This is a genomic window from Gephyromycinifex aptenodytis (assembly GCF_012277275.1).
Classification (GTDB): domain Bacteria; phylum Actinomycetota; class Actinomycetes; order Actinomycetales; family Dermatophilaceae; genus Gephyromycinifex; species Gephyromycinifex aptenodytis.
This window is the reverse complement of record NZ_CP051155.1, coordinates 1,886,105-1,912,479: the sequence shown is the minus strand read 5'-3', so window position 1 is coordinate 1,912,479 and position 26,375 is coordinate 1,886,105. Positions and strand designations below refer to the sequence as shown.

Here is a 26,375-nt window from a genome sequence, read left to right as displayed (position 1 = left end):
GGCGGACAAAAGTCGAAGCCAACATCGACCAGCTCGACCTCCTGGGTGAGGGCCTGTAACTCGTCACTGGCGTCAGGCATTAAAACTGACCGTGAGGGCGCTACATCGAGGTCGGTCGTCCACGTCGCCGCGGTGACGCCGCTGGCGGGGATATCGAAATAGGCAGCCATGGTGTAGGGACGATGGCTGGTGACGCTAGAGTTGAGCCTCGACAGCAAGGGCTAGCGACGCAGGGTTGAAAGGGTGGGTTGAAGTCATACCCCTTCAGCAGCGCGACGACGCTATGGCTAACGCACATGCCCTCCGTCACCTGCGCTTGTTACAGGCCGTGCTGTGCACGCAACCCGAACAGGTGGTCGCAAAAATGTTCTTCTTAGGCGCCCAGGGCTGACGCGCAGGTTCGGATCCGTTGACGCGTCTCGGTCATGACATACATACTGTGTCGCCCCGGTTGACCTTCGATTCCGTAATCGAGCTCTCGGTTGGTGAGGGTGCGCCTAACGAACGACTTAAACGAGCATCGAGCTGCCATGTCCATGGCTGTACATGTTCTCGTCGTCGCAGCGTAGCTGTTGAACATGCATTCATTTGTCTCGGCGGAGGCCGTAAAACCGGACGGCGATCCAGGCATTTTGACGGCGAAGGTCGAGTCCTGCTGATGGCCAGGGGCCGAGGCTCGCGGCCACTTCACTTCGAATCTTGACCTGGTGCCGCACAAAACGTTCGCCGCGCCGTCAGGCTCGAATCAGGACAAGAATCTGCGCATCGCGAGAGTGGTCGAGGCTTGTCTCTCGAGCCCCGCGGCTATGATGAGGAGGACTGAGATTCGCCGCAAGTCCAGGAGTGTTCATTTTACAGAAGGGGACCAGTCGAAACTCTTCATCAGGTGGGGGAGGTGCTCTTTGTCGATGCCGCTTCGGTACCTCTCAAAGACGACGGTAAAGAATTCATGGACATCCTCGTCGGTGCCGATAGCGTACACTTGGGTGTTTGTTAGAGCGGTTTCGAGTAACGTGCGTTGCTGCGCCCGGGAAAAAGTGGCCCTCGGGTCGAGGTCGCTAATGGCCAGGTGGGTGCTCGCGAAGTTGGGGGAATCCCTCAGCTTCTCCACCAGGCTTTGAAGTTCCTGCTCAAGGTCGAGGCTGATGTTTGGATGGTGTTTTTTGAAGTAGTCGCCCAAATTTCTGTATAGATGAACTGTGCCAGCGTAGCCTCTTTCTCGCAATTCCCGCTCAAGAAACTCGGAAAGACTGTTTGGTTGAAATTTGGTGGAAAAGTCGCCGTCGTTTGAAATAATGAAGAGTTCGGTCACGGGCCCATCTGCGCCAGGAAGCTGAGAGAGGATACATTCCCAGTTGATTGCGTCACCATAGGATCCAGATTTTCCTGGAGGGTTTCCTCTCTCGTGACGGCCCCGGGCCAGGTCTAGGATGCTCTCGTCGACTGTTACTTTAGTGCCTAACTCGAACAGAGCGCTGATCAGTACGTCAGCCTCAAGTTTTTTCGCGATCGCGTCTGCTTCCACGAGCTCCACCAGGTCAGCGCGGGCGACGTCGATCTTCCGGGTGGCTTCGCGGATGGCGTCGAGCTCCGCATACCCCGTAAGGAGACGAGGAAACAGCTTCCAGGAGGGCTGCCCTTTAAATTCTTTAAGTGCATCATAAATGACATTCTGACGATTCCGCCAATACTCATCCACAACCTGATCAGTAGAGAGAAGGGATAGGCTGCCATCCTTGATGGCATGCTGGAGCTTATGTAGTTCGTGAACATCATTGGCGGAAAGCCTGTAGAAGCTTAGGTAGGTATTCGTATCCATGAAAACCAGCTTGCTCACTGGGTTGGTCCTTTGTGACGTCTTGAAATAAGCTCATCTGAATCTTCGAGCACGGGCCATCCCTCGGGCGGGTGGGTGCGGTGAAGGCGTCGACGGTCGGGCATCCGACGCGCTGCGTCCGCCACACGTTTTCTCAGGGGTGACCGTAATTTCATTTAACTCCCCTAGGGGCCAGTCCACACATACGAAGGCCACGGAATTCCCGAGTCAAGCATGACTACGATAAGGGGGTGGAGCGCAATATTCGAAGGAGCTGCTCGATCGATGAACGCATTGCGTCGGGCATTTCTGAGTTGAAATGCATGACTCTATTTCGTGCATCTTTGACGGCCTTCAGCAACTTGAGGCAGGTGTTCTGGTCTAGGTTGATTCCCGACAGCTCCCAGACCTCTTTGTCTTCCAACGCCGTCAGGTACTCCCCGAACATCATGTCCGTCGCGCCCCGAAAGTTCGCCTTGGCGCCGAACTTGGGATCAAGGTGCTTCTTCAACATTGGTATAGGTGCGCGGTCAAGGAGAAGTCGTAGGCGGTCCTCGATCTCCCACACTTTAATGTAGTGGCCTGAGAGGTCATTAAAGGCCTCGGCGAGGTCGCTCGAGGTGACAATTCCTGTAATCACTCCCTGTGGGTCGCGGTAGAGGATGAACTCCTTCTCGATGATAGTCGCAACAAGACCCAGGAAGTCATCGGAGGAGGCAGCCACGTGGACCCCGCCCTCTTGTTGCACAACATCGCCCGCCTTCGCCGCGGTTCGATCACCTCTGTATCGCGCCAGGCTGCGCCATGTCACGACCCCGTGCAGGGTCTTCTGGTCGTGAGAGAGCACGGGAATTTGAGAGTAGTTGTCCTTTATCATAAGTGTCTCCACCTTCGTGGCTGGCATCTCCCTCCCTGCGTAGATCAGTGTCGAATCGTCTCCCTGGAAGGCCGAGATTGCAATGGCGCCTACAGCGTCTCTCCCGGGGAGGGTGTCACGTGGATCGGAGATTACAATTGATCCGTAATAGTCCGCCTTCTCGATTGCCGGGGTCGATACCAGTTCGTGTTGCCGTAGAAGCGACTGAATCTCCGCATTGACCTGACTTCCCCTGCGCTTATTCCCGTTCAGGCGGAGGAAATCTTTGGTCGAAATGCTCCAAGGGCACCCCTTCTTTACTAGTGCAAGGAACTCATTGATATTTTGGACTGATTTCTCGCTCGCGTCACGGTTAAAGGTCTTGACGGGGCTTGGCTCTCCGGTGGGCACGATAGTTCCTCTCGAAAGATCGTTGCTTTACTTTATTTCTGATCGAAAGACGCAAGGTGGAGAATTGCGCGGCTTAATTCGACCTCCCGGTCAAGCACGGTGAAGGGGAGGGTGCAGGTGTATTTGATGCTGCTGCCGGGGTGGGTGGCGGTGCGGTCTGCGTCTGACATCTGTGACGGGTCTTGGGGTTCACCCAGTTTGCGCCAGACAGACGAGACGGAGTTGGGGACGAGGCGACCGTTCGCGTCGTACGTGTACTCACGCTGATCGTAGCCATACAACACCGCGAACTGGGTCCGGTAGATCGTGCACAAATCCTCAATCGGCACCCCCAACATGATCGCCGCCATGGCGTCGATCTCTACCTGTGCATTACGACGATCCGCAGCCCTGCGGAGCGGGGTATCCGGGGTCCACTCCGGACCGATCGGGCGCTCGTCGTAGCGCGGCAGAATCGGTTCGTCGTTCAGGAATGTGTCGTCCCAGCACTGCGCCCACAGGTCCGCGTACGCATCCGTCACACAGTTGAGGCGGAGGGTGCGCAGGATCAGGGGTGTGATCAGAGGGTGGTCCATTGGCACAAATGGAAGGTTGTTGATCACGGTGGGTGTGATGGCCGATTTCGGCGCGCTCCGAACGAGGAAGTCGGCTAGCAGGGTACTCATAACCGCGGCCGCAACGACGAGTTCCTTCGGCCTGCCAGGCGCGCCGACGGCAGTCACGGTATGTACGTGGGTTGCGCCAGGCGGGATCAGCGCGGGGATCAACGTCCGTTCCCCAGTATTGGCGGCCATGGCCCGCCAGGCGACGCGGTAGTGGTCGCGGGCGGGGGTGCGGTCGTCGCCCCAGTGGGTGTAGTTCGCGTCGTACGCGGCACGATCGCCCGCTGGTTTGTAACTTGTGACTGGGAGCGCATCCGGGGAGAGCATCTCGAAATCGGTAGTGGTCCAGTCCTGCTGATGCAGCATCGATGCGTTAGGGGCCTTATACAGCGGGCTCGAGACGTACAGGTGTGGGCCTTGGAGGATGGCGTTCTCCCACGGGGCAGGGCCCCATTCTTTGTGGAAGCGTCCGGCCTTGCGGTCGATGGACTCATCCCACCCCCGCGAGAATTGAAGCCCTAGGACGCCAAGCCTCGCCGACGCTGAGAGTTGCGCTAAGGTGCGCGATGAACTGGCGTTCTGCGTGTAAAGCATCTGTGTCGTGGTCGCCTTGCTGCTGCCGAGAACATCAGCCCACAAGCCCAAGATCCGCTCGTCGACAGCCTGAATCCGAGATGCGTGTGGGCGGACATCCCAACGCCCCTCGTCATCCTTGAAGCCCGGCTCCGCGCCTGATCCATCATGCCGCTCGGAGCGAAGGACAGTGTCTGGGTGGTACAGCGAAGCAGCCTGCAGGAAACGGGGTGACGAGCTGGCCCCGTAGACGTTTACACCAAATGTCTTTTGATCCTGAATCTCGAAGAGTTTAAGTTCATTGATGAACTGCCAATGCCGCCGAAGCCTGCGGTAGGTTTCGCGGCGCAGTCTGGTGGCTTTGTCGTCTGTGAAGTGCGATTCCAAGTGGATGAGGACTGACATGCCCGCCGGTGATGCGTGCTGCCACACCTGCGTCATGAAGGCGCGGTAAAGGTCTGGCTGCGCTGAGAGCAGCGGGTACATGGTCGCGTCGCCCAGCAGCTCAGCGAGGACGACCACTTCAGCCGTGCCGTCGACGACGCCCTGCCTGGTACCGGGCACCTGCAGCGTCACCACTCGATGCTCCGCCTTCGCCTCCTCGGTCGGCTTGAGTGCGAGCGCCCACCACGGGTCACTCTCGGCGAGGAGGGCTTCGACGTCGGTGCGCGGCCGCACCCACGGCGGGTTACCCACCTGCAGATCAAACCCGCCCCGAGCAAAGACGGTGGCGAAGTCGAGTTTCCAGTGGAAGAAGCCCTGTTCCCCCGCGATCCGGTCGCACACGCCCAGCCAAGGGTGCGCTTCGCGGATCGACGCCATGGTTGCGGCTTGGGCGAAGATGCGGTCGTTGGTTTCCTCATCGTTCAGCGCGTCCCAGGCGGTGGCGCTGAACAGCGACCCGTCACCGCGTTTTGTGTCGGACGGCTTCACCTTCTCCGGGGCACCGAGGATCATCCGGCACGCATCCAGCCACTGCTCGAACGACGGCGGCGCCACGTCGTCCTCCGTCAACGGCCAGAACCACAGCGCGCACCACGCATTCATCAACGTGTGCAGCCGCTGCCAGGCACCATCAGGATCAGCGAGCGACGCTTCGATCTGCTCCCGCGACACTGACGACGAGGTTTGCTCCCGCTCCAAGCCCCACACATCGATAGCGCGACTCGACTCGGCCTCCGCGATCGTCAACCGCCGTAACGCAATCGACCACAACGTCTCCACCCGCGTCGCCAGGGCCTGCAACAGCTTCACCTGCGTCGCGTTCGGTGCCTTGCGCACCGACGAACGCCACGCCTTCACCGCCTTGATCTTCTCTGGGGGCACGAGGTCTCGCACAGCCTTCGGCACCTCGACCGCCGACCCCCACCCCTGCGCAGGCAGCAGAAAGTGGTGAATCGCCCCACCAAGCACGGGCGGGCGGCCCGCTCCAACGGCCTGCGCCAACTCCGACAACGGACGATCAGTCGGCGTGCGCGTCAACCACGCCTTCTTCGACAAATCCTCCGGCGCATAGAACGCATGCCTCGCCCCCACCAACGAGTTACCCGGCCGCAGCCGCAACCCGAACCAGGGCGCCTGCAAACCGGCCACCATCGTGTCGAGCCACAGCGACACCTCCGCCAGCTCCACCGCCGTCGCGTTGAGGTCAACCCCATACACCTGATGCAGCGCCAGGTGCGCTTTCACCTTCTGCAACTCCGCCGGATACGCCTCCGGGTCGATGCGCTCGCCCGTCTCCTCCTGCCGCCGCGTCAGGTACGCCTCCGCGAGCTGACGCACCGCCTCGATCGCGAACGCCCCTGACCCCAGCGCCGGCTCACACACTGTCAGCTGCAGAATCTCCGCCGCAGACGTGCGTGACCCGTCCTGATCCAGCAACTCCTCCAACGCCTGCTGCACCGTGAACCGCGTCAACACCTCCGGCGTGTAATACGACGCAGACCGCTGCCGATCCCGCCCCGACAGCCGGAAAACGAACGTGCCCTTACGGTGCAACACCGGCTCGTCCTCGCCCGTGTTCTCATTACGCACCTTGACGAAATCCGCTGGGTCGAGGTGGCTCGAACGGTGCACCGGCACCACCCACGACCCCTTCGACGCATCCCCACCCTTGGCAACCTCGAACAGGTCCTCCGTCGCAAACGACCCCGTGTACGACATAAGCCCCTCGTACACGGCACCCAACTGGTTGATGCCCAACTCCACGTACGAGATGAACCCGCGGTCCGACTTCTTCGACTCCTTGGTCAGCAACAACATCCGCAACACCCGCAAGAGGGCGTCGTTGCCGAGCTTGGTCTCCGCGATGTGCTCGATGGCCTGAGGCCGGAACAGGTCGGCCCGCAAACCGTGAAACTCCAAACCCTCCGCCAGGCCGTCGTCACCGGTCGGCGCGTGCCCGGTATCGACGAGCACGAACAGCCGATCCAACGACTCGTACAGGTGCGTGCCCCACCGTGATCGTTCCGAATGAATCTCCGTCAACGCCAGATCGCGCAGCCGATCAAGGCCGTACCCCGCGTCGTACTCCTGCGCGCCGACCGGCAACACCCCCAACTCGGGAGACGCCTCGGCGTACAGCAAGAACAGAATGCGGTAGAGGTAGCGCAGCGCCTGCTTAGCCAACGGCTGCGCCTGATCGGCCGGCAACGGCTCCAAACCCTGAGCCGCGCGCCGCTGCACGACCTCGTTGGCGATGATCTCGATAGACAGCCGCACACCCTCCCGCAGGTCCTTGCTCACCCCCACGGTGTGCTTGGCCGAATCCTCGAGCGTCTCCGCCCACCACGTCGTCCCGGCCGCATCGGGCGCGAGCGACGCCGCATCCAGACACGCCAGCGCCCGATCGATCTCGCCGCCCCGTTTGGCGTCGTTGCGCTCGCACACGAGCTGCAGATCAACCGCCAGCCAACGCCCCTCGGGCCACCGCTCCCTTTCGGCAATCAGGCACCACCGGCCCGCGAGCACGAGACCGAACGCCGGCCCATCCGCGTCCGTCATCAACCGTGACAGGGCGGCCGCCACCGACGTGACGACGTCGGACGACTCCTGACCCTGGGGCCACCACGGCTCCAGCAGGGTGGGCGCCTTCTTGGCGATGAGGTCATCGATCGTCGCCACCGGACGAGCACGCACGATCACCAGCGACGGAGCATCGGGCGTGCCCGGGGGGGCGACGAACGTGAGCGGGCCGTCGTCGCGGAGCGTGAATTCGCCTGTGCGATAGCCAAGGACGCCCAACAACAGGTCGTCGATCTCGAGCACCGCCTGACGTTCATCGTCGGTCAGGGGCAGACGGCCCATGCCAGGGGTGTCGTCCTCACCGGTCTCGTCGGTCAGACTCGCAAGCCTGATGAGGCGCCGCTCGATCTCGCCACGCTGCGCGGTGAACCGGGTGCGCGTCGTCTTAGCGTCCTCCTGGTCCCACGCCTTACGCCGGTCAAGCACCCGCTTGTGAAACGACTCCTTGGTGGCGTCGGTGGTGAAGTAGTGCTCGCTGATCCAGTCCTCACCCACGACGAGCGCATCGCTGACGGGCACTTCACATCCCTCCCTGCGCCGCCGCGACGGCGTGATCGTGCGGCACGACGACGAGCAGCGGCCGCAAATGCCGCCGCTCCGGCAACCGCTCCTCCGCCAGGCGGCGTTCTTCCTCGACCCCGACGCGACGTTGGCGTAGCTCGAGCCGTTGCGTGAGTTCATCCGCGCCGAGCGCCCAGCGGTCGACACGCTGCGACCACGAGTCGACGCGCTTGCGCGCACTCTCCTCCGAGGCGCTGAACGTGCCCGCCAGCGCACCCTCGGCTCGCGCGACGGCGGTCGGTATCAGGGCAGTCAACGCCTCGACGTCCGCGACCGGCCCGGGGTTGGTCATCGCCGCGCTCACCCCGACCTCGGCGAGCATCTCCGCCGCCGACTCGTGCAAGTGGGGGATCGCGAGGTGCGGTGCGTCCTCGACGTCGGGAAACTCGACCCGGATCCACGACGCCGCCACCGTCTGCCCCGCACGGTTGGTGAGCGAGCCGAGAAGCAGCACGGTAGGCGACTCGACATCGCCCCGGACCGCGAACACCTCGCCGCGCCCGAGTGAGGAGAGCACCCGGTCGCCGGCCCAATCGAGCACCGGATGCAGCGGCCCGAGGTAATGCGCCGCCGGCCACGAACTTGACGAATCGTCGCGCAGCGCCGCCTCCAGCAACGCCTGCCCCTTGGTTGTGCTCGTCGCCAGGCGCAGCCTTTCGGTGACCTCTCGCTCCTTGAGGTAGGCCTGCGGCAAAGCCCGCAACCGGTCCTTGAGATCGCTGGGCGGCGACAACTCCACTAGCTGCTCAGCCGGGTATTCACGCCACTCGATCCCGCCTGAACCGTCGGCGCGCGGCGTCTCACCCGGCCGGTCGTACACGGCATGCACGGCCTCACGCAGGTAGTCGACCTGGGAGGCGTACAGCCCGGTGTCACCGGGGTCGGTGACGCCTGAGGGTGCAGCGGGCGCATCCTCGGCGCTATCGCGCGCGGCGGCCATCCGGGCAAGTAGACCCATGAGGTCGCCGCCGCCGAGGATCTGCTCGGGTGTGGCCACGACGTCGTCCAGCTCAGCCTTATGCAGGAGCACGTCGCGGATCGCCCGCTCCTCCGCCTCCACGCTGTATTCGCCCATGAGAGAAGCAGAATCGCCGAGAGCCGTGTGAGCCTCATGCTCCTTCTCCATAAGTTTCGCGAGCACCCGCAGGTCGCCGGAGAACCGCGGGTCAGACGGCTCGAGAAGAAGCGTCGTGATCCGCGGTGGGTGTTTCTGGCCGTACCGGTCGATACGCCCATTGCGTTGTTCGATACGGATGAGCGACCACGGAATATCGAAGTGGATCAGCTCGTGACACTGCAGGTGCAGGTTGACGCCCTCGCTGGCCACATCACCCGTGACGAGCACCCGGATCGGCGTGGCCTCCTGCTTGAACTCCTCGACGATCTCCTGCTGCTCGACATCCGTGAGTCCACCGTGCAGCACCCGCACCTGCCCCGATGCGAGCTTCAAGTCCTTCGTCAAACGCTGCTGCAGCCACCCGAGCGTGGCGACCCGTTCGGCAAAGATGACGACCCGATGCGGCGCACGCGGCCCGATGCCGATGCGCGCGCACTCTTCGAGCAACGCCGCGTACTTTCCGGTGGAGCGCCCGGCCACCGCGTCGGCCAGGCTGATCAGCTTGGTCAGAGACGCCGCGTTGGCCGGGTCGATGCCGCCGCTGGCGCGAATACGGGCCAGGCGGTTGCGGGCCGTCTCAACGAGCGCGGCAGGGGAGGAGAGAAACGCCTTCGCGAGAGTCCACCCGAACAAGGCATCACCGGCATTGCCTCGGCGCGCGCTGCTGGGGGTGGCGCTGGGCGTGACACCGTCGGCGTAGAGCCAGTGGTCAGCGAGTTCTTGGGCGATAGCGTCTTCGTCCGGTGAGGCCGGGACGAGACGGTTGCTCGGCGGCTGTCGCTCGGCCCAGTCGCCCCCCACGGCGGTCGCGACCTCGGGAGAGTGTCGGTGCCGCCGCACGACAAGCCGGGACAGCTCGCCGGGGTCTATGTCACCCTCCGGGCTGACGGCAGTCGGCTCGAGGAGGCGGACGAGCTCGGCAAAGGACTCCCGCTTGCCGTTGTGCGGGGTGGCGCTCGCCAGGATGAGCGCGTCGGTGCGTGGCGCGAGTTCACTGGCGAGGCGGTTGTTTTGCGTCGCGGAGTTGGTGATGTTGTGCGACTCGTCGATGACGACGGCATCCCAACGGTGTTTGCGCAGGTGCGCGAGGTAGCGGTCGTTCTTGAGGGTGTCGATGCTGATGATGGCCCGCTTGTAGACGCTGAACGGGTTGCGCGTCGCGGGCAAGCGCCGCCGGATGCGTTGAATGCCGACCGAGTCGAGCCGCACGAACGGCAACGCGAATCGGCACCACAGCTCGTGCTGCATTTGCTCCAGCACATGCCGCGGTGTGACGACGAGGATGCGTTCGCCCCGGCCGCGGCGGACCAGTTCGGACAGGATCATCCCGATCTCGAGTGTCTTGCCCAGACCCACCGCGTCGGCGAGGAGGATGCGCGGTCGCAGGGTGCCCGGGTCGAGGGCTTTGCTGACCGCGGTGCGTTGATAGTCGAGCGCCGTCGCAAGCATCGAGCCCGTCACCGCCAGGTGTGGGTCGTCGATCGGCAGCGGTGTCTTGCGCAGCGTCGCCTCCAGCCACAGGCGGGCGCGCTGATGGTTGCGGCTGGAATCGGCTACGACCCTCGTGTGGCTCGGGTCGAACGGCTCGATCGCGTCCAGGCCGGAGAAGAACTGCGCCGTGGTGCCCGCCACCAACTCCGACAGGCCATGCACGGTGAGCAACGTGCCGTCCTGAGTCTGCGAGACCTGCGTGACGAGCCACTCCTCATCACGAACCACGACCAACGAGCCCGGCGCGACATGCGTCAACGCTTCCGAGGTCGACGTCGAGGTCATGACGTCATCGTCGCACGCGGCTAGGGGGTAATCGCTCGATCCGTACTCGTGGGTCTGTATCTATAGCAACGGTGCTCGCGCAGTCCAGGGGAACAAAACCGGAGGTCTGCCTGGGGTTGCCCGCTTGGGTGCGCCCCGCGGGTTCGCCTCGGCCTACTCCTCCTCGGCGCCGCTGCCGCAGCTGCGCTCCTGCCGGGGGCCGCAGTCACAGGTCGGTGGTGGTCATCGCCTGTTGCGTGCTCAGCCAGGAGGCGGCGTAGCCCAGGGCCGCGACGACGCCCACGGTCACCGACACCGGGTTGAGGGTTCCGGCGAGCGTGAAGAGTGTCGTGTTGGCATCAGCGCCTAGGCCCAGCGCCCCTACCGGCAGCACGAGCAGGACGATAACGAGTACGGCGGTAAGCGGGCCGGCGAGGTTGCTGGGCGCCCGGAACGCGACGGCGAGTTGGAGCGCGGCGTAGCCGAGCAGGACGACCATGAAGCCCACCCCCATCCGCGCCATCGGCACCCCGGACGGTTGCCCGGTCGCGGTGAGCCACACGGCGAGGGCCGCGAACGCCCCCGCGAGGAGGAGCAGAACGCCGAAAACCGCGAGGTAGCGGGAGCTGACGGCTTCACGTCGGGTGATCCCCAGCGTGGCGTACAGCAGGTCGAGACGGTCACGATCGCGGATCGCAAAAAAACCCGAAATGCTGGTGGAGGCCCATAGCGCCGCTGCGACCAGCGGCAGGTACGGCGCCCCCACCCAGGCGGCCACGGCGAACGTCGCTAAGAACAGGGCGCCGAAGGCGAGGTGCGTCGGGGCTAGGACGCGCAGGTCAAGGATGAGGGTTCGGCGCAGGGCGCTCATAGGTCACGCCCCCGCCAGATGCGCACGGAAAGCAGGTATGAGCAGCCGAACATGGCAAAGGCGATTCCCCACGCGCCCGCCACACTCACAGCCGGACGTGCCGAAACCAGCGCGAGCACGTCAACCCCGAGCGCGTTGAGGACCCACGCAAGCCCGACGGCTAGGCCCAGGGCACACCCGAACCCGAGCAACAGCGCCCATGAGGCGCGAAAGCGCACGAGCGCAGGAAGGGATACCGCGAAAAAGGCGAGCAACGCGGCCCCGCTTAAACCGGACATCAAGAGGTCGGCGGTGACGCCGTCTGCATGCCCCAGGGCCGCGTCGCCGTAGGAGATCACGACGATTAATGCCGTCAGGAGCAGGAGGCCGAGCGCGGTGCTGAGGTAGCGCACGGTAATGAGATCGCGACGTCTGATGGGCAGCGTCCCGTAGAGCCGGTCGAGTCGTTCGGTGCGGTCACGCGCCCACGGTTGGCTGATGCTCATCGTCGCCGCCATGCAGACGAACGGCAGTGCTGCGGTGACGCTCGACTGTGCTGAGCGCAGGCTGACGACAAGTCCGACCCCGATCAGCGTGACAGGTAGCCACCAGATGCGCCGCAGGGCGTCGAGTTCTAGGGCTGCCAGTGCTGGTAACGCGCGGCGAGCGGGGATGCAGGCGCAGGTTGAGGATGTGACAGAAGCCGGTGCGCACGTCATGCCGCGACCTCCACGGAGTGTCCAGCGAGCCGGACGACAAGATCATCCAGGCTGGGGCGCTCCCGAACCACGGCCGGTCCGAAGAGCGCGGCGTCATCGGCGTCGACGAGCGCGTCGAAACCAACGCTGTGCTCGCGCAGTCCGTGGACGCGGTGGCGCAATTGGCCCGGCAGGTCATCGGGGCCGCCACGCACGAGGACGAATCGTTCGAGCAGGTCCTCGGTGGCCTGTGAGGTCACAATGCGTCCGGAGTCGATGACCGTCACCAGGTCGGCGATGCGTTCCAGGTCGCTGGTGATGTGGGTGGAGAACAGCACGGCATGCGATTCGTCCTGCATGAACTCGGCGAGGATGTCGAGGAAGTGGTCGCGCGCCAGCGGATCCAGGCCGGAGGTGGGCTCGTCGAGGATGAGCAGTTCGGCGTCATGGGCCAGCGCCACCGCCGTCATCAGCTTCATTCCCTGGCCGCGTGAGAGTTCTTTGACTCGCGGCTTCTGTGCCAGGCCGAAATCGGCGCACAAGCTCTCGAACTTGCTCTGGTCCCAGTGCGGATAGAAGGGGGCTACCGCCCGAGCCACGTCTCGCACCCGCCAGTCGCGCACATAGAACGGCGAGTCCAGCACCACCCCGATTCGCTCCATCGGGGGCGCTTGGATGACACCGGAGTCGGGGATGAGCATCCCCAGGGCGGCTTTGATTGTTGTGGTCTTGCCTGCGCCGTTGGTGCCGATGAAACCCATGACGTAGCCGCGGGGCAGGACCAGGTCCACGTCGTGCAGGGCGAAGCCGTCGAAGGCTTTATTGAGTCCGCGGATGGTCAGCGCTGCTTTCAGGCATCGGGGTTCTCCTTGTGGTTGATCGGGTCCTCGCTCAGGACCGCGTCGAGCATGGTGTGCAACTCGGCGACGGAGACTTTGGCGAGGTTGGCCGCGCGCGCCGCGGCCTCCAGGTGTTCCTCCACTTCTCGCAGGACGTGCTCGCGCACGAGATCGGAATCTCGGGCCAGCACGAAGCTGCCCTTGCCCTGGACGTTGGCGACGAAGCCTTCGGCGGCTAGGTCGCTGAAGGCGCGGGAGGTCGTGATGACCGAAACCCGCAGGTCCCGGGCGAGCGACCGGATGGAGGGGAGTTGTTCGCCCTCGGTGAGTGTCCCGGCCATGATCGCTGTCTTGATCTGATCCTTGATCTGTTCATAAATCGGGACGCCTGTCGCGTTCGACAGTGCGATCTTCAGCTCGCCCGTCATCGCCACCCCTGTCCATGTGTGTATATAGCCACTATAGACAGTATGGTCAGTTATGTCGATCCGGGGTGGCTCGGCAGTCGGGTCAGGCCGCGCAGCGCAGCAGCTAGCGCGGCGAAGTGTCCACAGTGCGAAGCGATCCGCGGTCGGGGTTGTGGATGCTCGTACGCTGATCTCATGCGTATCGCGGTCTTTGGAGCCACAGGTCAGGTCGGCGGCGTCATGCGGGCGCTCCTTGCGGAGCGGAACTTCCCCGTCGACGACATCCGGTTCTTCGCCTCATCCCGCTCGGCGGGCACCACCCTGCCGTGGAAGGGCAGCGAGATCACCGTCGAGGACTCGGCCACTGCCGACTTCTCCGGCATCGACATCGCGCTGTTCTCCAACGGCGGCACCGCCAGCAAGGAACTCGCGCCCAAGGTCGCGGCCGCCGGGGCCACAGTGGTCGACAACTCCAGCGCCTGGCGTAAGGACCCGCAGGTGCCGCTGGTGGTCAGCGAGGTCAACGCCGATGACCTGAACGACATGCCTAAGGGCATCGTCGCCAACCCCAACTGCACGACGATGGCCGCTATGCCGGCGCTCGCGCCGCTGCACCGCGAAGCAGGCATCGTGCGCCTACACGTCGCCAGCTACCAGGCCGTCTCCGGCTCCGGTGGCAAGGGCGTGCGTGAACTCGACGCCCAACTGCGTGCCGGGTACGCCTCCGGCGATCCGATGGGGCTGGCGCTGGATGGTCGCGCGGTGAAGCTGCCCGCGCCGGATGTCTACCAGGCGCAGATCGGCTTCAACGTCGTCTCTATCGCCGGTTCGTTGGTCGATGACGGCAGCGGCGAGACCGATGAGGAGCAGAAGCTGCGCAACGAGTCGCGCCGCATCCTGCACGCCCCCGACCTGCGTGTCTCGGGTACCTGCGTGCGAGTGCCCGTCTTCACCGGCCACAGCTTGGCGGTGCACGCAGAGTTCGAGCGGGAGATCTCCCCGCATCGCGCACTGGAACTGCTCGGCTCGGCCAAGGGTGTCACCCTCGCTGATGTGCCGAACCCGCTTGATGCCGCGGGGCGCGACGACGTCTATGTGGGTCGGGTTCGTGCCGACCAAGCCGCGCCCGAGGGTAAGGGCCTGGTGCTGTTCATCGTCGGTGACAACCTGCGCAAGGGCGCAGCGCTGAACGCCGTACAAATTGCCGAGGAGCTCCTCGCTCGCCGTTGAGTCTCGTTCTGCATGAAGCCCCTTCCGCGCACGGCGCGGAAGGGGCTTCATCTCATCCCGGCATAGCTGGGTGCAGGGTGTGGCTACTCAGTGCGAGTTGCCGTCGCCTTCGCCCTGGGCGGGTTGGCTGTCGTCGGTGCCACCGGCTGCGGCGGGGGTTTCCTCGAGAGGCTGGTCGGTCGCGGGTTCGGGCGCGTCGCCCTGCGGGGGAGTTTTCGGCTGATCGGTCATGTGATCACGGTACGGCCAGTGGGCTGCCTGCCGCGTCGGATAGCTGATCAGCTCCGGTTCCCTGGGAATCGCCCTGTCGTGGGTATCGTCGGTCGGGTGAATCTCGAAAAGGTCGTCTTCGGGTTCTTCGTCTTGCTGGCGGCGACGTTGAACTTCGGATTTTTCCTCGGCGACATCAACAACCCCAGCGTGCACAACATCCTCGAGTTGTACGCGGCGGTCGTCGTCAACATCATCGCCACCGTGCTCAAGTTCGGCGACCGTACCCAGGTCGGGGCTGTTCACTTGGCGACAAGCCTGGTAGCCGACATCCAGCTCATCGCTGCGGCGGGAGTGTGGATCTGGGCCAATCAGGTTGTCGGTGGCACGATCCCCGGGCACACGATGGCCTCCATTGTCAGCCTTTCCGGCGGCGCGCTCTTGGCCAACCTCGTCTCGGTCGTGCTCCTCGTCGTCGAGACCGTCTCCTTCCGGCGCCGCTGACCCGTGGCCAACCCGCTGCTCGTCTTGACGACGCGGCCCTGGGGCCGTCAGTCCCGCAGGTCGCCGCTGCGCCGTGCCACCGTGCCGGTGCCGACCCGGGCCGCCGCCACCGATGCCGTCTTTCTCGTGTTGCGGCGGATGCGGACCCCGCTGATCGCCCTCATCGTGGTGTTCGCGGTGGCGGTGTTCGGGCTCACGCTCATCCCCGGGCAGAACGAGCAGGGCCAGCCGTACCAGATGACGGCGTTCGACGCCTTCTACTTCATGAGCTATACGGCAACCACGATCGGCTTCGGTGAGGTGCCGTACACGTTCACCGTGCCGCAGCGGTTGTGGGTGGTGGGCTCGATCTTCGCTTCGGTCACCTGCTGGGCGTATTCGATCGGCGCCGTCTTCTCCCTCATGCAGGATCAGGCCTTCCAGGAGGCCTTTGCCACCCAGCGATTCGGGCGCAAGGTTCGCGGGCTGCGGGAAGAGTTCTTCATCGTGGCCGGCTACGGGCAGGCCGGTCGCCTGGTGGCGGCAGGTTTGGACGCGCGCGGGCGCCGACTCGTGGTCATTGATGACGACTCCGCGCGCATCGATCAGCTTGCTATCGACAGCCTGACCAACGACGTCCCGGGGTTGACCGGTGACGTTCGTGACCCTGCGTTGCTGGGGCTGGCCGGGATGGGCAGCCACTTGTGCGAGGGGGTGTTGGCGCTGACCGACGACGACGACGCCAACTTGGCCATCGCGATGTCGGCGCATCTGCTGCGTCCCGATCTGCCGGTGTTCTGCCGTGCTGAGGAACGCTCAGGGGCCAAAGCGATGGAGGACTTCGAGCCGACTTCCATCGTCAATCCGTACGACCATTACGGCGCCTTCCTCGTCTTGGCGCTCAAGCACCCGTTCGTCTACCGGCTTGTCACCTGGCTGATGTCCACGCCAGGCACAGAACTTCCGCCGTTGCGGGAGGGGCTGACCGACGGGGAGTGGGTGGTCTCGGCCGATGACTCCTTCGGACGCGAAGTGGCTGCCGACCTGGAGTCGGTCGGCCTCAAAGTTCGACTTGTCGAGCCGGGCGGGACGCAACCCGATGTCACCCAGGCGGTGGGGCTGGTGGCCGGGACGGTGAATGACGGGGCCAACCTGTCGCTGGCAGCGCACGCCCGTTTGACGCATCCCGACATCTTCATCGCCTTGCGCCAGCAGAGTGACCTCAACGCGGCCTTGCTCGGCGCGTTCGAACCGGATTCGGTATTCGTCCCCACCGAACTCGTCGCTCGAGAGGCGCTGGCCCGCATCACGGTTCCCATGTCGTGGAGCTTCCTGGAGCACATCATCCACCAGGACGAGGAGTGGGCCCGGCAGATGACGGACCTGTTCGTACAGCGCAGCGGGACCCGCTCGCCGTCCAGTCATCTGGTTGAGTTGACAGATCGTTCCGCGCCCGCGGTGGTCCGCTGGCTGCGTCACGACTCGCTCACCCTGGGCGATCTCATCCGGGACCCCGAGGACCGTTCCACCCCGATCTCGGCCACCCCCATCGTGCTGGTCCGCGACAACGAGATCACGTTCCTGCCGAGCGCCGAGACCGAACTCAAGGCCGAGGACAAGCTGGTCCTGGCCGGGCGCACCGCAGGCTTCCACGTGCTGTACGAGACGTTGTACTCGGATTCGATGCTGGAGTACGTCGCCACCGGTCGCGAGGTCCCCACGACCTGGGTCTTCCGGATGTTGATGCCCAAGAGCCGCAGACCCGCCGGGTCGTGAGTGCACGGGTCGGGTGCTCCGGCCCGGGATTCGCTGGGCACACGAACCGGGCGCGCCCCATCGGTGATGGCGGCGCGCCCGGTCTGCTGCGGCGGAGGCGGGCTCAGGCAGTGTGCAGGGCCGCGTCCGTCGAGGTGAGGGGTGCGCTGTCGGGTTCCTGCGCGGCGGTGATCGAGATCGGGGACGCCGAGTCGTAGGCGTCCTTGTCCAGAATCCCTTCGCGGTGAGCCACGACGACCTGCACGAGTACCTGCCCGGCCACGTTGACGGCGGTGCGCCCCATGTCCAGGATCGGGTCGATCGCCAGCAGCAATCCCACGCCCGCCAGCGGCAGGCCGAGCGTGGACAGGGTCAGGGTGAGCATCACCAGAGCCCCGGTAAGCCCGGCGGTTGCGGCCGAGCCGATCACCGAGACCACGACGATGAGCAGGTAGTCCAGCGCCCCCAGGTGCATGCCGAAGAACTGGGCGACGAAGATCGCTGCAATCGCGGGATAGATCGAGGCGCAGCCGTCCATTTTCGTCGTCGCCGCCAGTGGACTGGCGAAGGCGGCGTAGGCCCGCGGTACCCCCAGCGATTCGGTGACCTTCTGCGTCAGTGGCAGGGTGCCGAGACTGGAGCGAGAGACGAAGGCCAGCTGGATGGCCGGCCAGGCCCCCCGGAAGTAGCTGCGCGGGCTGAGCCGGTGGGCGAGCAGGATCGCGGGGTACAGCACGAGCAGCACGATGAGCAGCCCGGCGTAGATGGCAAGAGCGAACGCGCCGAGCTGGGTGAGTGAGGACCAGCCGTAGGTCGCCACGGCCCGACCGATGAGCCCGATCGTGCCCACGGGCGCGAGCAGGATCACCCACCACAGCACCTTCTGCACGATGGCCAACAAGGAGGCGTTGAAGCGCAGGAACGGCTCCGCCGGGTCTCCGACTCGGACCGCGGCGATCCCGACCACCAGGGCGATGACGACCAGTTGCAGCGCCTTGAAGCTGACGCTGGTGTCGACGCCGGTGAGTGCGCCACCCTCCAGCACCGGATGCGCAGAGACGGACAGCCCGAACATGTTGGCCGGGACGAGCTGGTCGATGAAGTCGAGCCAGCCGCCGGTGGCGCTGGGAGCCTGCGCCGCTGTGTGGTCCACCGAAGCGTGGCGGCCGGGCTGGATGAGTACCCCCAGGGCGATGCCGATGAGTACCGAGGCAAGCGCGGTGATGGCGAACCACAGCAGCGTCTTGCCGGCGAGGCGGGCGGCGCCGGCAACGCCGCGCAGGTTGGCGATCGAGGCGATGATCGCGGTGACGATCAGCGGCGGAACGAGCGCCTTGAGCAGGGTGACGAAGGTAGCCCCGATGGTGCTGAGCAGGGTGGTCAGCCAGTTTTCGCTGCCGTCGCCATTCGGGCCGATGGCAAGAGCGGCCCACCCCAAGCCGAGTCCAAGGACAAGAGCGAGAAGGATCTGGACGCTGAAAGAGGGCAGGCGGAGGCGCCGAGGTGATTTAGGCGTAGAGGCGGTGGGCATGAGGCTCCGAGCGGGGTTCAAATGGATGGCGGGAGATAACCCTATATCCAACAGGGCATAACGCTAAGTTATTGCATGGGTGCAGGCGCCGGCCTCGCTCGTCTGGACTGTGGAAGAGGCGGACCGTCCGCGCCGAGTCCGTGCCGGCCCGGCGTGAGGTCACCGCTGGCTGCCGGTGGCAACGTAGGCTGATCCGATGGTGGCTCCACGGCTCATCGCGACAGACCTCGACGGCACGCTGCTCGACCCTTCCGGGCAGCTCACGCCGCGGGCTCGCCGGGCCATCATGCGGCTGGCGCAGTTGCAGATCGAAACGGTCTTCGTCACGGCCCGCCCGCCACGCAGGCTCGATGACCTCGACGATGTCGTCGGCGGGCACGGCCTGGCGATCTGCGCGAACGGGGCCTTCCTGTATGACGTCGGCCGCCGCGAAGTCGTGCGATCACACTGCTTCCAGCCGGACCAGCTTGCTGAGCTGGCCGCTGATCTGCGCCGGGCGCTGCCCGGTATCGGATTCGCCGGGGAGCTCGCGACCGGGATGCATCTGGAACGCTCCTACCCCGAGGTGCACCCCCGCTGGCGCCCGCAGCAGGCGAGCTACGGTTCGATCGAGGACGCGCCCAGCGGAGTGGGCAAGCTGCTGGCCCGCATCCCCGAAGTCGCCCCCGATCCGCGCCGGGGCGAAGGCTCCTCACTACCTGGGGGAGCCGATACGCACCGCTTCCTCGATCTCGTCGCCCGGGTGATCGGCGAACGCGCGCATGTGTCGTACTCCGGAGCAGTGGGATTGGCGGAGATCGTCCCGGCCGGGGTGAGCAAGGCCAGCGCCCTAGCCGCGTGGTGCACCGAGCGCGGGATCGAGGCGAGTCAAGTCTGGGCGTTCGGCGACATGCCGAATGACGTGCCGATGCTCTCCTGGGCAGGGCGTTCGTTCGCGGTGGCCGGAGGCCACGAACTGGCCCACGCGGCCGCCACCGATGTCTGTCCCGGTAACGACGTCGACGGCGTCGCGCAGATCTTGGAGACCATCGGCAGCGACGCGGCGCCTGATGGAGGTTGGGTGCGTTAAGCGCGTGAGCCGGGTGGTTGCGATAGCGCCGCCGCCTCGGACAGTTCGTGCAAGGCCGCCAGGTGCCCGGCCAGCGCCGCACGGCCCGCATCGGTGATTCGCACCCAGGTGCGGGGTCGTCCGCCCTGGCCGACGGGACGGTCCAAGGTGACGTAGCCGGCCTCGGAGAGCACCTTGAGGTGTTTGGACAGCACCGAGTCGGCGAGGTCGAGTTCATCGCGCAGGGTGGCGAACGCGGCCGACTCCACAGGGGAGAGCAGCACGCACAGCCGCAGGCGATGGGGAGCGTGAATGATCTCGTCGAAACAGGGCGTAGGGGGGGTCTTCCTGCGATGCATCACGACAGGCCGATCGGGGCGCTACCGTCGCGGATCTCGTCGCGCAGCAATCCATCGAACCGCGGGCCGATGATGAAGGAGGCGATAGCTATCAGGACGGCGGCGCCCCAGGCGCACCAGCTCGGCAGGAGGTCGAACCGCACGCAGAAGGCCGGGATGGCCGCTGCAAAGACGGCAACCATGTAGATGCCCCACAGCCGCCGGCTGCCAGGTCCGCACTGCTTGAGTTCAACCCACAGGCCGGTGATCCGGCGGTAGGCGCGGATCAGGGCCAGGGAAACCCCGATCGAGGCGAGGCCCAACGCGGCCAGCAGCAGCCCCTCTGCGGCGAAGGCGACGATGAGAACGAGCGCGCCCGCGTTGAGCCCGAGGATCGGGTGGTACCACCACGGGGTGTAGAGGCGCTGGGCGATCGACTCGCGAGCGGCTGCCGCGTCAGCCAGGGCGTGGGTGGGGTCGTAGCTCTCGGGGTACGGCGTTTGGCTTTCCATGACGGAAAGACTACGGATCACTTTCCGTTTCCGCAACAGAAAGTCATTGCTGGTCTGCGTCACCGGCCCGGTGGCCAGTGCACTGCGTAGGGATTGGCGCTGCGCTGCTCGCACACGGTGCACAGCCCGCTGCTGCCGCTGTGGGGGGCGCCGCATCGCCGGCAGGCCAGGCTGACCCCGCCGCCGATTTTGACCTGCGGGGTCTGCAGGACCTGGGCCCAGGTCGCCTCGCCCAGCCGGGACAGCGCGTTGCTGGGGCAGACCTGCAAGCAGGCGCCGCAGTCGGTGCACAGGTCCAGCCGCAGTCGCAGCGAGAACGGGCGCGGCGCGCGGGCGGCGCCGCCGAGGTGCACGCCGCGGCGCAGATCCAGATCGGTCTCGGGTTCACCGGATTGCTCCAACGCGAGAGCCTCATGCGGGCAGGAACGCACGCAGAGCCCGTCGCCGCAGCAGCCCCGCGTGCTCAGTCGGGCCGCCCCGGCAGGCAGTGCGCTGAACTCCTCAGGCACGCTGCCGCCGTCCAGAGCCGCCAGAACAGCCGCCGCCAGGCGAGCTCCGGGCTCGGTAGGTGTTGCTGGGGATTCGGCCATGGGCAGCCCCATCAGCGCCCGCCGCTGCACCGGGATCGCATTCAGTCGCACCGTTTGCGGGCGCGGCGGGTGCTTACGCCACGGGCGCTTCAGCGGTGAGGGGGGCGATTGCGCGGAGTCGGACCCGCCCGCGGAATCTGCCTGCGGTTCGGCTTCGGCCTGCTCGCCTGAGACGTGGTGCCAGCGGGTGATGGTGACAGCGGCCAGCGGAGTGGCCAGCTCACAGGCCAGGTCAGCCCCGCTCAGGCCGGGTTCGACCAGCAGCTCTGCGCAATTCATGGCAAGTTCCAGGCAGGCGGCGGCGCCCTCCTGAGCGCTGTCGGTCCACTCTTGGGCGTCGATGATCAAGTGCACGCCGTGCTCCCGCAGGACGGCCTCGCCCGGACCGGCCGCGCTGTCCTGCCCGATCAGCAGGACCCGCCAGTCGCTCGCGTGTGCCTGCAGGTAACTGCAGGCCTGGCGGGTGTCGAGGTCCATCAGGCGAACCGGGCGCCCAGATCGTCAAGGGTCGCTTCCAGCACCCGGCCCCAACCGCGGAAGTAACCGGTGTGGGCATGCGCCTTCATGTCCTGGGCGACGGCGCTGCCGAACGCCAGCGGGTGCTCCCCCAAGAAGCGCCGCAGCGCCTCCAGAGCGCCGTCGCGTCCCGGCTCGTCATCGGCCTCGGTGGCCGACAGCGCGTCCAGCAGCAGCGTGGAGACGAAAGCCAGTTCGAGCCCCAGATGGTCGTCCGGCACCTTGGTACGGGCCGGTGCGACCAGCCCTCGATGCTCGTACCAGGCTCGCACCGCCAGCGTGTGCGCCCCGAGCATGAGGTGTTCCTCACTGCGACGCACCGACTCGTAGGGGTTGGCGCGGGAGTGGTCGGGGGCGTCGAACAGGTGGCGGTAATCGGCGATCAACTCCGCCAATGGGTCGGTGCGCAGGGAGGTGGTGATCTCTTCGAGGCCGCTTTGCCCGGCGGGCCGGGCCGCAGCGGGCTGCGGCCATTCGGTGAGCAGGTCCAGGTCGCTCAACCTGTCCACCTGTTCGGCGCTCGGCGGCTCCAACAGCACGGAGGCCAGCATCGTGCTGGCCGCGCAGAACGCGTCCAGCACCTCTGCCCCCGGCTTTTCCGCGTGCATCGCCGGTCTGGCCGATGGCATGCCCATCAGTGCGCTCACAGTCCGGTACGAACCATGGAGGCGTAGAAGAGCATCCGGCCGATGAACTCGCCGGCGAACACGAAGACGAACGCGCACACTGCCACGTTGAGCACGAGACGCTGGCCCACCGGTCCCTTGGACAGCCGAACGAGCAGGTACCCCAAAGCCGCGATGCCGAGGAAGGTCAACGTGTACGCGGCGAAGGACCAGCCCACGTGGGTGTCGCCGAGGACACGCAGGCTTTCGTGGGCGGCGTTGTCGGCGTGGGTGCCCAGGTAGGCCAGGTAGAGCGGTACCCCGACGAACTTGGCGCCGAGCAGCACGCCCGAGGAGATGGCGATGCCGCGGATGCTGCGCAGCACGAGCAGGTCGCCCGCTTCGTCACCCAGGCCGCGCCGCCGACGCCACCCGGCGGCCAGAACCAGGGCCGCGCCGACGGCCAGACCGCCCAGGAGCAGGGCGGTGACGTAGAAGCGCAGCGCGGTGAAGGGGGTGTCCCAGGCGGGTACGGTCCGCAGCGAGTACACGCGGCTGATGCAGTACACGAGGAACAAGCCGATCAGCGAGGCGAGCATCGCCAGCGCCTGACGCATCCGTGCCGAGCCGATTTTGAAGAACTGGGCGCCTGCGAAGGCCGCGCCTGCGCCGAGGAAGAGCATCCCGGTGATGATCTCGTTGCTCAGCCAGCTCGTGCCCACGTGGCGCAGCGCGTTCACGGCGCGCAGCGGGGAACCCAGGTGCAGCGTTGAGGCCGCGAGCCCGAGGACGAGCAGCGGGCCCAGTGCGTACAGCGCCGGATCGCTGACCCGATCCATCGTCTTGGCGTCCACACGCGCACCCAGCACGTGGATCGCACCCAGGGTGACGAACGCACCGACGCACATCTGGGCCATCACGGTGAAGATGACCAGCGGCAGCTCGTGCAACATCTCAAGCCTCCTGCGGGCGGGCGAGCTCACCGGAGGTGTCGCCGTGCGGGCGTGCCTCGCGGTGCGGGGAGATGACGATATTCGGGCTGGTGATCGAGGGATCCGGCAGTGGCGCGATGTCGGCCGTGGCCCCGTGACGCTTACGCAGCTCAGCGGCTTCGCCGTAGTCGAGCACTCGTGAGGGGCAGGCCGCGACGCAGGCCGGGTCCTGGTCGTTGGCCAGCCGGTCCCGGCAGAAGTCGCATTTGGTCATGATCCCCTTGTCCGCGTTGAACTGCGGCGCGCCGTAGGGGCAGGCCATCTCGCAGTAGCGGCAGCCGATGCACACATCGGGGTCCACGGCCACGATGCCGTTCTCGCCCTTGTGCATCGCGGTCGAAGGGCAGACCTCTACACAGATCGGGTTGTCGCAGTGGTTGCACGACAGCGAGGTGTAGTAGGTGAACTGGTTGCTCGTGAAGGTGTTGGTGGTCTGGTCGACCTTCCAAGAACCGCCCGAAAATTCGGGCACCCGGCGCCAACTGACCCCGGTGGGCAGATCGTGTTTGTCCTTGCAGGCGATCTGGCAGGCCTTACAGCCGGTGCACTTCTCCTGGTCGACGTAGAAAGCGATTTGTTTGAACGTTTTCGCCATGGGTCATGCCTTCCGAACTTCGACGAGGTTGGAGTGCTGGCCGTTGGCCTTCGCGTACGCCGTCGGGTGGTGGCTGGTCAAAACGTTGGTGGAGCCGCCCAGGTCGCGCCCGCCCGGTTTCTCCGGGTCGTACCAGGCGCCTTGCGGCACCGAGATGACCCCGGGGGCGATCCGCGCCGTGACGAAGACCGGGATGCGAAGTGTCCCGCGGTCGTTGTAGACCTCGACCTCGTCGCCGGTGGCCAGCCCGCGCTGCTCAGCGTCGATGGTGTTGATCCAGACCTGCTGCGGGTGGGCCTCCTTCAGCCACGGGCTGTTGCCGTAGGAGGAGTGGGTGCGTTGCTTGTAGTGGTGCCCGATGCATTGCAGCGGGTAGCGCGTCTGCAGTCGATCGCCGGGCATCTCGCGGGTCTGCACGTATTCCGGCAGCGCGGTGATCCGGTTGCCTTCCTCCATCGGCCAGTCCAGTGACATGGCGTGCAGGTTGCTGGACCACAGCTCGATCTTGCCCGAAGGCGTCGGCAGCGGGTTGGCCTGCGGGTCGTCGCGGAAGTCCTTCAGCGCGATGACCGGGTCGAGCTTCTCGCGGTAGATGCCGTCCTTGCGAAGCTGCTCGAAGGAGGGCAGGCCGGGGATGTTCTTGCGGGACTCGTCCACCAGCCAGCGCACCCATTCTTCCTGAGTGCGGCCTTCGGTGAACTTCTCCTTCACCCCGAGCTTGTCGGCGATTCCGGTCATCATGTCGTAGACCGGTCGGCATTCGTACAGCGGCTCGATGGCCTTGTCGGTGAAGATCGTGTAGCCCATGTTGCCGGCGCTGCCCTGAGCCGCCAGGTCCATCTGCTCAGCAGTGGTGACATCAGGAAGCACGATGTCGGAATAGCGGGCCGAGACGGTCATCTGGTTGTCGATCGTCACGATCATCTCGCACTGGGAATCGTCGGAGAGGATCTCCAAGGTGCGGTTGATGTCGCCGTGCTGATTGACCAGGGCGTTGGAGCCGTACAGCCAGATGAACTTGATGTTGCTGCCCAGCGTGACGTCGTGCTTGACGTTCTTGTTGCCGTTGACATCGGCGCTGTCGCGGATGCCGTCCTTGTAGCTCATTCCCTTACCGGTCAGGATTGCCTCGGTCCACCGGTAGAACGGCAGCACCGGACGCACCGGGTTCTCCAGGGTGGGGAAGGAAGCCATCGGCAGGGTCGCGTACCCCTCGCGGGAGCCGGTGCCGCCGCCGGAGATGCCGATCTGCCCGATGAGGGCCGCCAGCAACATCGGTGCCCGCGACTGGTTCTCGCCGTTGGAGTGCCGTTGCGGGCCCCAACCCTGGGTGATCGCGCACGGTTTGGTGGTGGCGATCTCCCTGGCTAGGCGCTGGATCGTCGGGGCGGGCACACCGGTGATGCGGGCGGCCCACTCAGGGGTCTTGGCCGTCTTGTCGGGTCCCTTACCCAGGATGTAGCTCTCGTAAGAGGATCCTGCCGGGGCGCCGGCGGGCAGGTGTGCCTCGTCGAAGCCGCTGCAGTAGCGGTCCAAGAACGCCTTGTCGTGCAGCTTCTCGGTGATCATCACGTGCGCGAACCCGGCAATGAGCGCCGCGTCGGTGCCTGGGCGCATCGGCACCCATTCGTCGGCGAGGTTCATCGCGGTGTCGGTGCAGCGAGGGTCGAAGACGATGACCTTGTGGCCCGACTTGGCCTTGACCTGCTGGGTGACGAAGACTTCGCCGCCACCGCTCATCCGGGTCTCGTGCGGGTTGTTGCCGAACATGAGCACGAGGCGGCTGTTGGCGGTGTCGTCGTTGCTGTTGGAGGCCTGATAGCTGCCGTAGTGGAAGTCCAGGGCGGTCTCGATGTTGCCGGCGGAGTAGTCGTTGTACTGGTCCAGGAAGCCGCCGATGCAGTTCATCAGGCGCGCGACGGGGGTGCCGGCCGGCGGCCAGCTGCGGGCGACGGTCGCGCCGATGACTCCGGTGCCGTACTGCAGGTAGATCGACTCGTTGCCGTGTTCTTGGATGAGGCGTTTGAGGTTGTCGGCGATCTCGGTGTAGGCCTGGTCCCAGGAGATCTCCTCCCACTTGCCTTCGCCGCGCTTGCCGACCCGCTTCAGGGGTTTCTTCAGCCGGTCGGGGCTGTAGATGCGCTGGCGGATGGAGCGGCCACGCACACAAGCACGCACGCTCTGGTTGCCCACGGTGTTGTCCCCGGTGTTGTCGGGGTCGACGCGGATGATCGTGTCGTCCTTGACCACGAGCCGCAGCGGGCACCGGCTGCCGCAGTTGACGGTGCAGGCGCTCCACACGTGCCGCTCTTGCGCGGCAGCTTTACCCGCATCAGCAGTCTTGGGTTGCAGCCCGCAGCTCGTAGCTCCCGCGACGCCTGCGGCGCCACCGGCAATCGCCGACCACTGAAGGAACCGCCGTCGCGAGACGCTGGGTAGGGGGGAAGTCAGTGGTGCCATC

The 26,375-nt window shown here is 65.5% G+C and carries 21 protein-coding genes; 4 read left to right on the top strand and 17 right to left on the bottom strand.

The window, feature by feature from the left end:
• Window positions 1-847: 847 nt before the first annotated feature.
• The 8 genes from G9V96_RS08325 to G9V96_RS08290 all read right to left on the bottom strand — a co-directional run bounded on the left by G9V96_RS08325 (window position 848) and on the right by G9V96_RS08290 (window position 13,530).
• Entirely contained in the window at window positions 848-1,837 is a 990-nt protein-coding gene (locus G9V96_RS08325) for a PIN domain-containing protein (RefSeq protein WP_168582613.1), read from the bottom strand.
• Window positions 1,838-2,054: 217 nt separating this feature from the next.
• Window positions 2,055-3,083 (bottom strand): CBS domain-containing protein, encoded by a 1,029-nt coding sequence (locus tag G9V96_RS08320; protein WP_168582612.1) that lies wholly within the window; start codon window positions 3,081-3,083, stop codon window positions 2,055-2,057.
• 32 nt (window positions 3,084-3,115) lie between these two features.
• Window positions 3,116-7,801, bottom strand: coding sequence for an Eco57I restriction-modification methylase domain-containing protein (locus tag G9V96_RS08315; protein ID WP_168582611.1), 4,686 nt, complete (start codon window positions 7,799-7,801; stop codon window positions 3,116-3,118).
• A 1-nt stretch (window position 7,802) separates the two neighbouring features.
• Window positions 7,803-10,736 carry a helicase-related protein gene (locus tag G9V96_RS08310; RefSeq protein ID WP_168582610.1) on the bottom strand — a complete coding sequence of 978 codons (2,934 nt, stop codon included), beginning with the start codon at window positions 10,734-10,736 and terminating at the stop codon, window positions 7,803-7,805.
• 205 nt (window positions 10,737-10,941) lie between these two features.
• Window positions 10,942-11,586, bottom strand: a complete 645-nt coding sequence (locus tag G9V96_RS08305; protein WP_168582609.1) for an ABC-2 transporter permease — start codon at window positions 11,584-11,586, stop codon at window positions 10,942-10,944.
• The gene (locus G9V96_RS08300) at window positions 11,583-12,284 is read right to left on the bottom strand and encodes an ABC-2 transporter permease (protein ID WP_168582608.1); all 702 of its coding nucleotides are present in this window, start codon (window positions 12,282-12,284) and stop codon (window positions 11,583-11,585) included. The genes G9V96_RS08305 and G9V96_RS08300 overlap by 4 nt, the downstream gene beginning before the upstream one ends.
• Window positions 12,281-13,054, bottom strand: coding sequence for an ABC transporter ATP-binding protein (locus G9V96_RS08295; RefSeq protein WP_226913231.1), 774 nt, complete (start codon window positions 13,052-13,054; stop codon window positions 12,281-12,283). Before G9V96_RS08295 ends, G9V96_RS08300 begins: the two co-directional genes overlap by 4 nt.
• A 59-nt stretch (window positions 13,055-13,113) precedes the next feature.
• Entirely contained in the window at window positions 13,114-13,530 is a 417-nt protein-coding gene (locus tag G9V96_RS08290; protein WP_226913230.1) for a GntR family transcriptional regulator, read from the bottom strand.
• A 174-nt stretch (window positions 13,531-13,704) separates the two neighbouring features.
• Between G9V96_RS08290 and G9V96_RS08285 the strand changes: the two genes are divergently transcribed.
• On the top strand, window positions 13,705-14,739 hold the full coding sequence (locus G9V96_RS08285) for an aspartate-semialdehyde dehydrogenase (protein WP_168582607.1): 1,035 nt from the start codon (window positions 13,705-13,707) through the stop codon (window positions 14,737-14,739).
• An 87-nt stretch (window positions 14,740-14,826) separates the two neighbouring features.
• Here G9V96_RS08285 and G9V96_RS08280 read toward each other — a convergent pair whose 3' ends face one another.
• Entirely contained in the window at window positions 14,827-14,970 is a 144-nt protein-coding gene (locus G9V96_RS08280; RefSeq protein ID WP_168582606.1) for a hypothetical protein, read from the bottom strand.
• A 96-nt stretch (window positions 14,971-15,066) separates the two neighbouring features.
• On the opposite strand from G9V96_RS08280, the gene G9V96_RS08275 reads away from it, so the two are divergent.
• Together G9V96_RS08275 and G9V96_RS08270 are read left to right on the top strand one after the other, a co-directional pair.
• Window positions 15,067-15,453 (top strand): DUF6394 family protein, encoded by a 387-nt coding sequence (locus tag G9V96_RS08275; RefSeq protein WP_168582605.1) that lies wholly within the window; start codon window positions 15,067-15,069, stop codon window positions 15,451-15,453.
• A gap of 3 nt (window positions 15,454-15,456) precedes the next feature.
• Complete coding sequence (locus G9V96_RS08270; protein WP_168582604.1) at window positions 15,457-17,208, top strand: potassium channel family protein; 1,752 nt, start codon at window positions 15,457-15,459, stop codon at window positions 17,206-17,208.
• 103 nt (window positions 17,209-17,311) lie between these two features.
• Here the strand turns inward: G9V96_RS08270 and G9V96_RS08265 are convergent, their stop codons facing one another.
• The gene (locus G9V96_RS08265; RefSeq protein WP_168582603.1) at window positions 17,312-18,718 is read right to left on the bottom strand and encodes a dicarboxylate/amino acid:cation symporter; all 1,407 of its coding nucleotides are present in this window, start codon (window positions 18,716-18,718) and stop codon (window positions 17,312-17,314) included.
• A 196-nt stretch (window positions 18,719-18,914) separates the two neighbouring features.
• On the opposite strand from G9V96_RS08265, the gene G9V96_RS08260 reads away from it, so the two are divergent.
• Window positions 18,915-19,787, top strand: coding sequence for an HAD family hydrolase (locus G9V96_RS08260; RefSeq protein ID WP_168582602.1), 873 nt, complete (start codon window positions 18,915-18,917; stop codon window positions 19,785-19,787).
• Here the strand turns inward: G9V96_RS08260 and G9V96_RS08255 are convergent.
• The 7 genes from G9V96_RS08255 to G9V96_RS08225 are packed head-to-tail and all read right to left on the bottom strand — an operon-like array spanning window position 19,784 to window position 26,374.
• Window positions 19,784-20,125, bottom strand: coding sequence for a transcriptional regulator (locus tag G9V96_RS08255; RefSeq protein WP_168582601.1), 342 nt, complete (start codon window positions 20,123-20,125; stop codon window positions 19,784-19,786). The two genes, G9V96_RS08260 and G9V96_RS08255, sit on opposite strands and share 4 nt — an antisense overlap.
• Complete coding sequence (locus tag G9V96_RS08250) at window positions 20,125-20,616, bottom strand: hypothetical protein (protein ID WP_168582600.1); 492 nt, start codon at window positions 20,614-20,616, stop codon at window positions 20,125-20,127. The genes G9V96_RS08255 and G9V96_RS08250 overlap by 1 nt, the downstream gene beginning before the upstream one ends.
• Window positions 20,617-20,675: 59 nt before the next feature.
• Window positions 20,676-21,683, bottom strand: coding sequence for an ATP-binding protein (locus tag G9V96_RS08245; protein ID WP_168582599.1), 1,008 nt, complete (start codon window positions 21,681-21,683; stop codon window positions 20,676-20,678).
• Window positions 21,683-22,351, bottom strand: a complete 669-nt coding sequence (locus tag G9V96_RS08240; RefSeq protein WP_168582598.1) for a TorD/DmsD family molecular chaperone — start codon at window positions 22,349-22,351, stop codon at window positions 21,683-21,685. The genes G9V96_RS08245 and G9V96_RS08240 overlap by 1 nt, the downstream gene beginning before the upstream one ends.
• 14 nt (window positions 22,352-22,365) lie before the next feature.
• Entirely contained in the window at window positions 22,366-23,280 is a 915-nt protein-coding gene (locus G9V96_RS08235) for a dimethyl sulfoxide reductase anchor subunit family protein (protein ID WP_168582597.1), read from the bottom strand.
• A 1-nt stretch (window position 23,281) separates the two neighbouring features.
• Window positions 23,282-23,914: a DMSO/selenate family reductase complex B subunit gene (locus tag G9V96_RS08230; protein WP_168582596.1), complete on the bottom strand. Its 633-nt coding sequence runs from the start codon at window positions 23,912-23,914 to the stop codon at window positions 23,282-23,284.
• Window positions 23,915-23,917: 3 nt separating this feature from the next.
• Window positions 23,918-26,374: a DMSO/selenate family reductase complex A subunit gene (locus G9V96_RS08225; RefSeq protein WP_168582595.1), complete on the bottom strand. Its 2,457-nt coding sequence runs from the start codon at window positions 26,372-26,374 to the stop codon at window positions 23,918-23,920.
• Window position 26,375 lies beyond the last annotated feature (1 nt).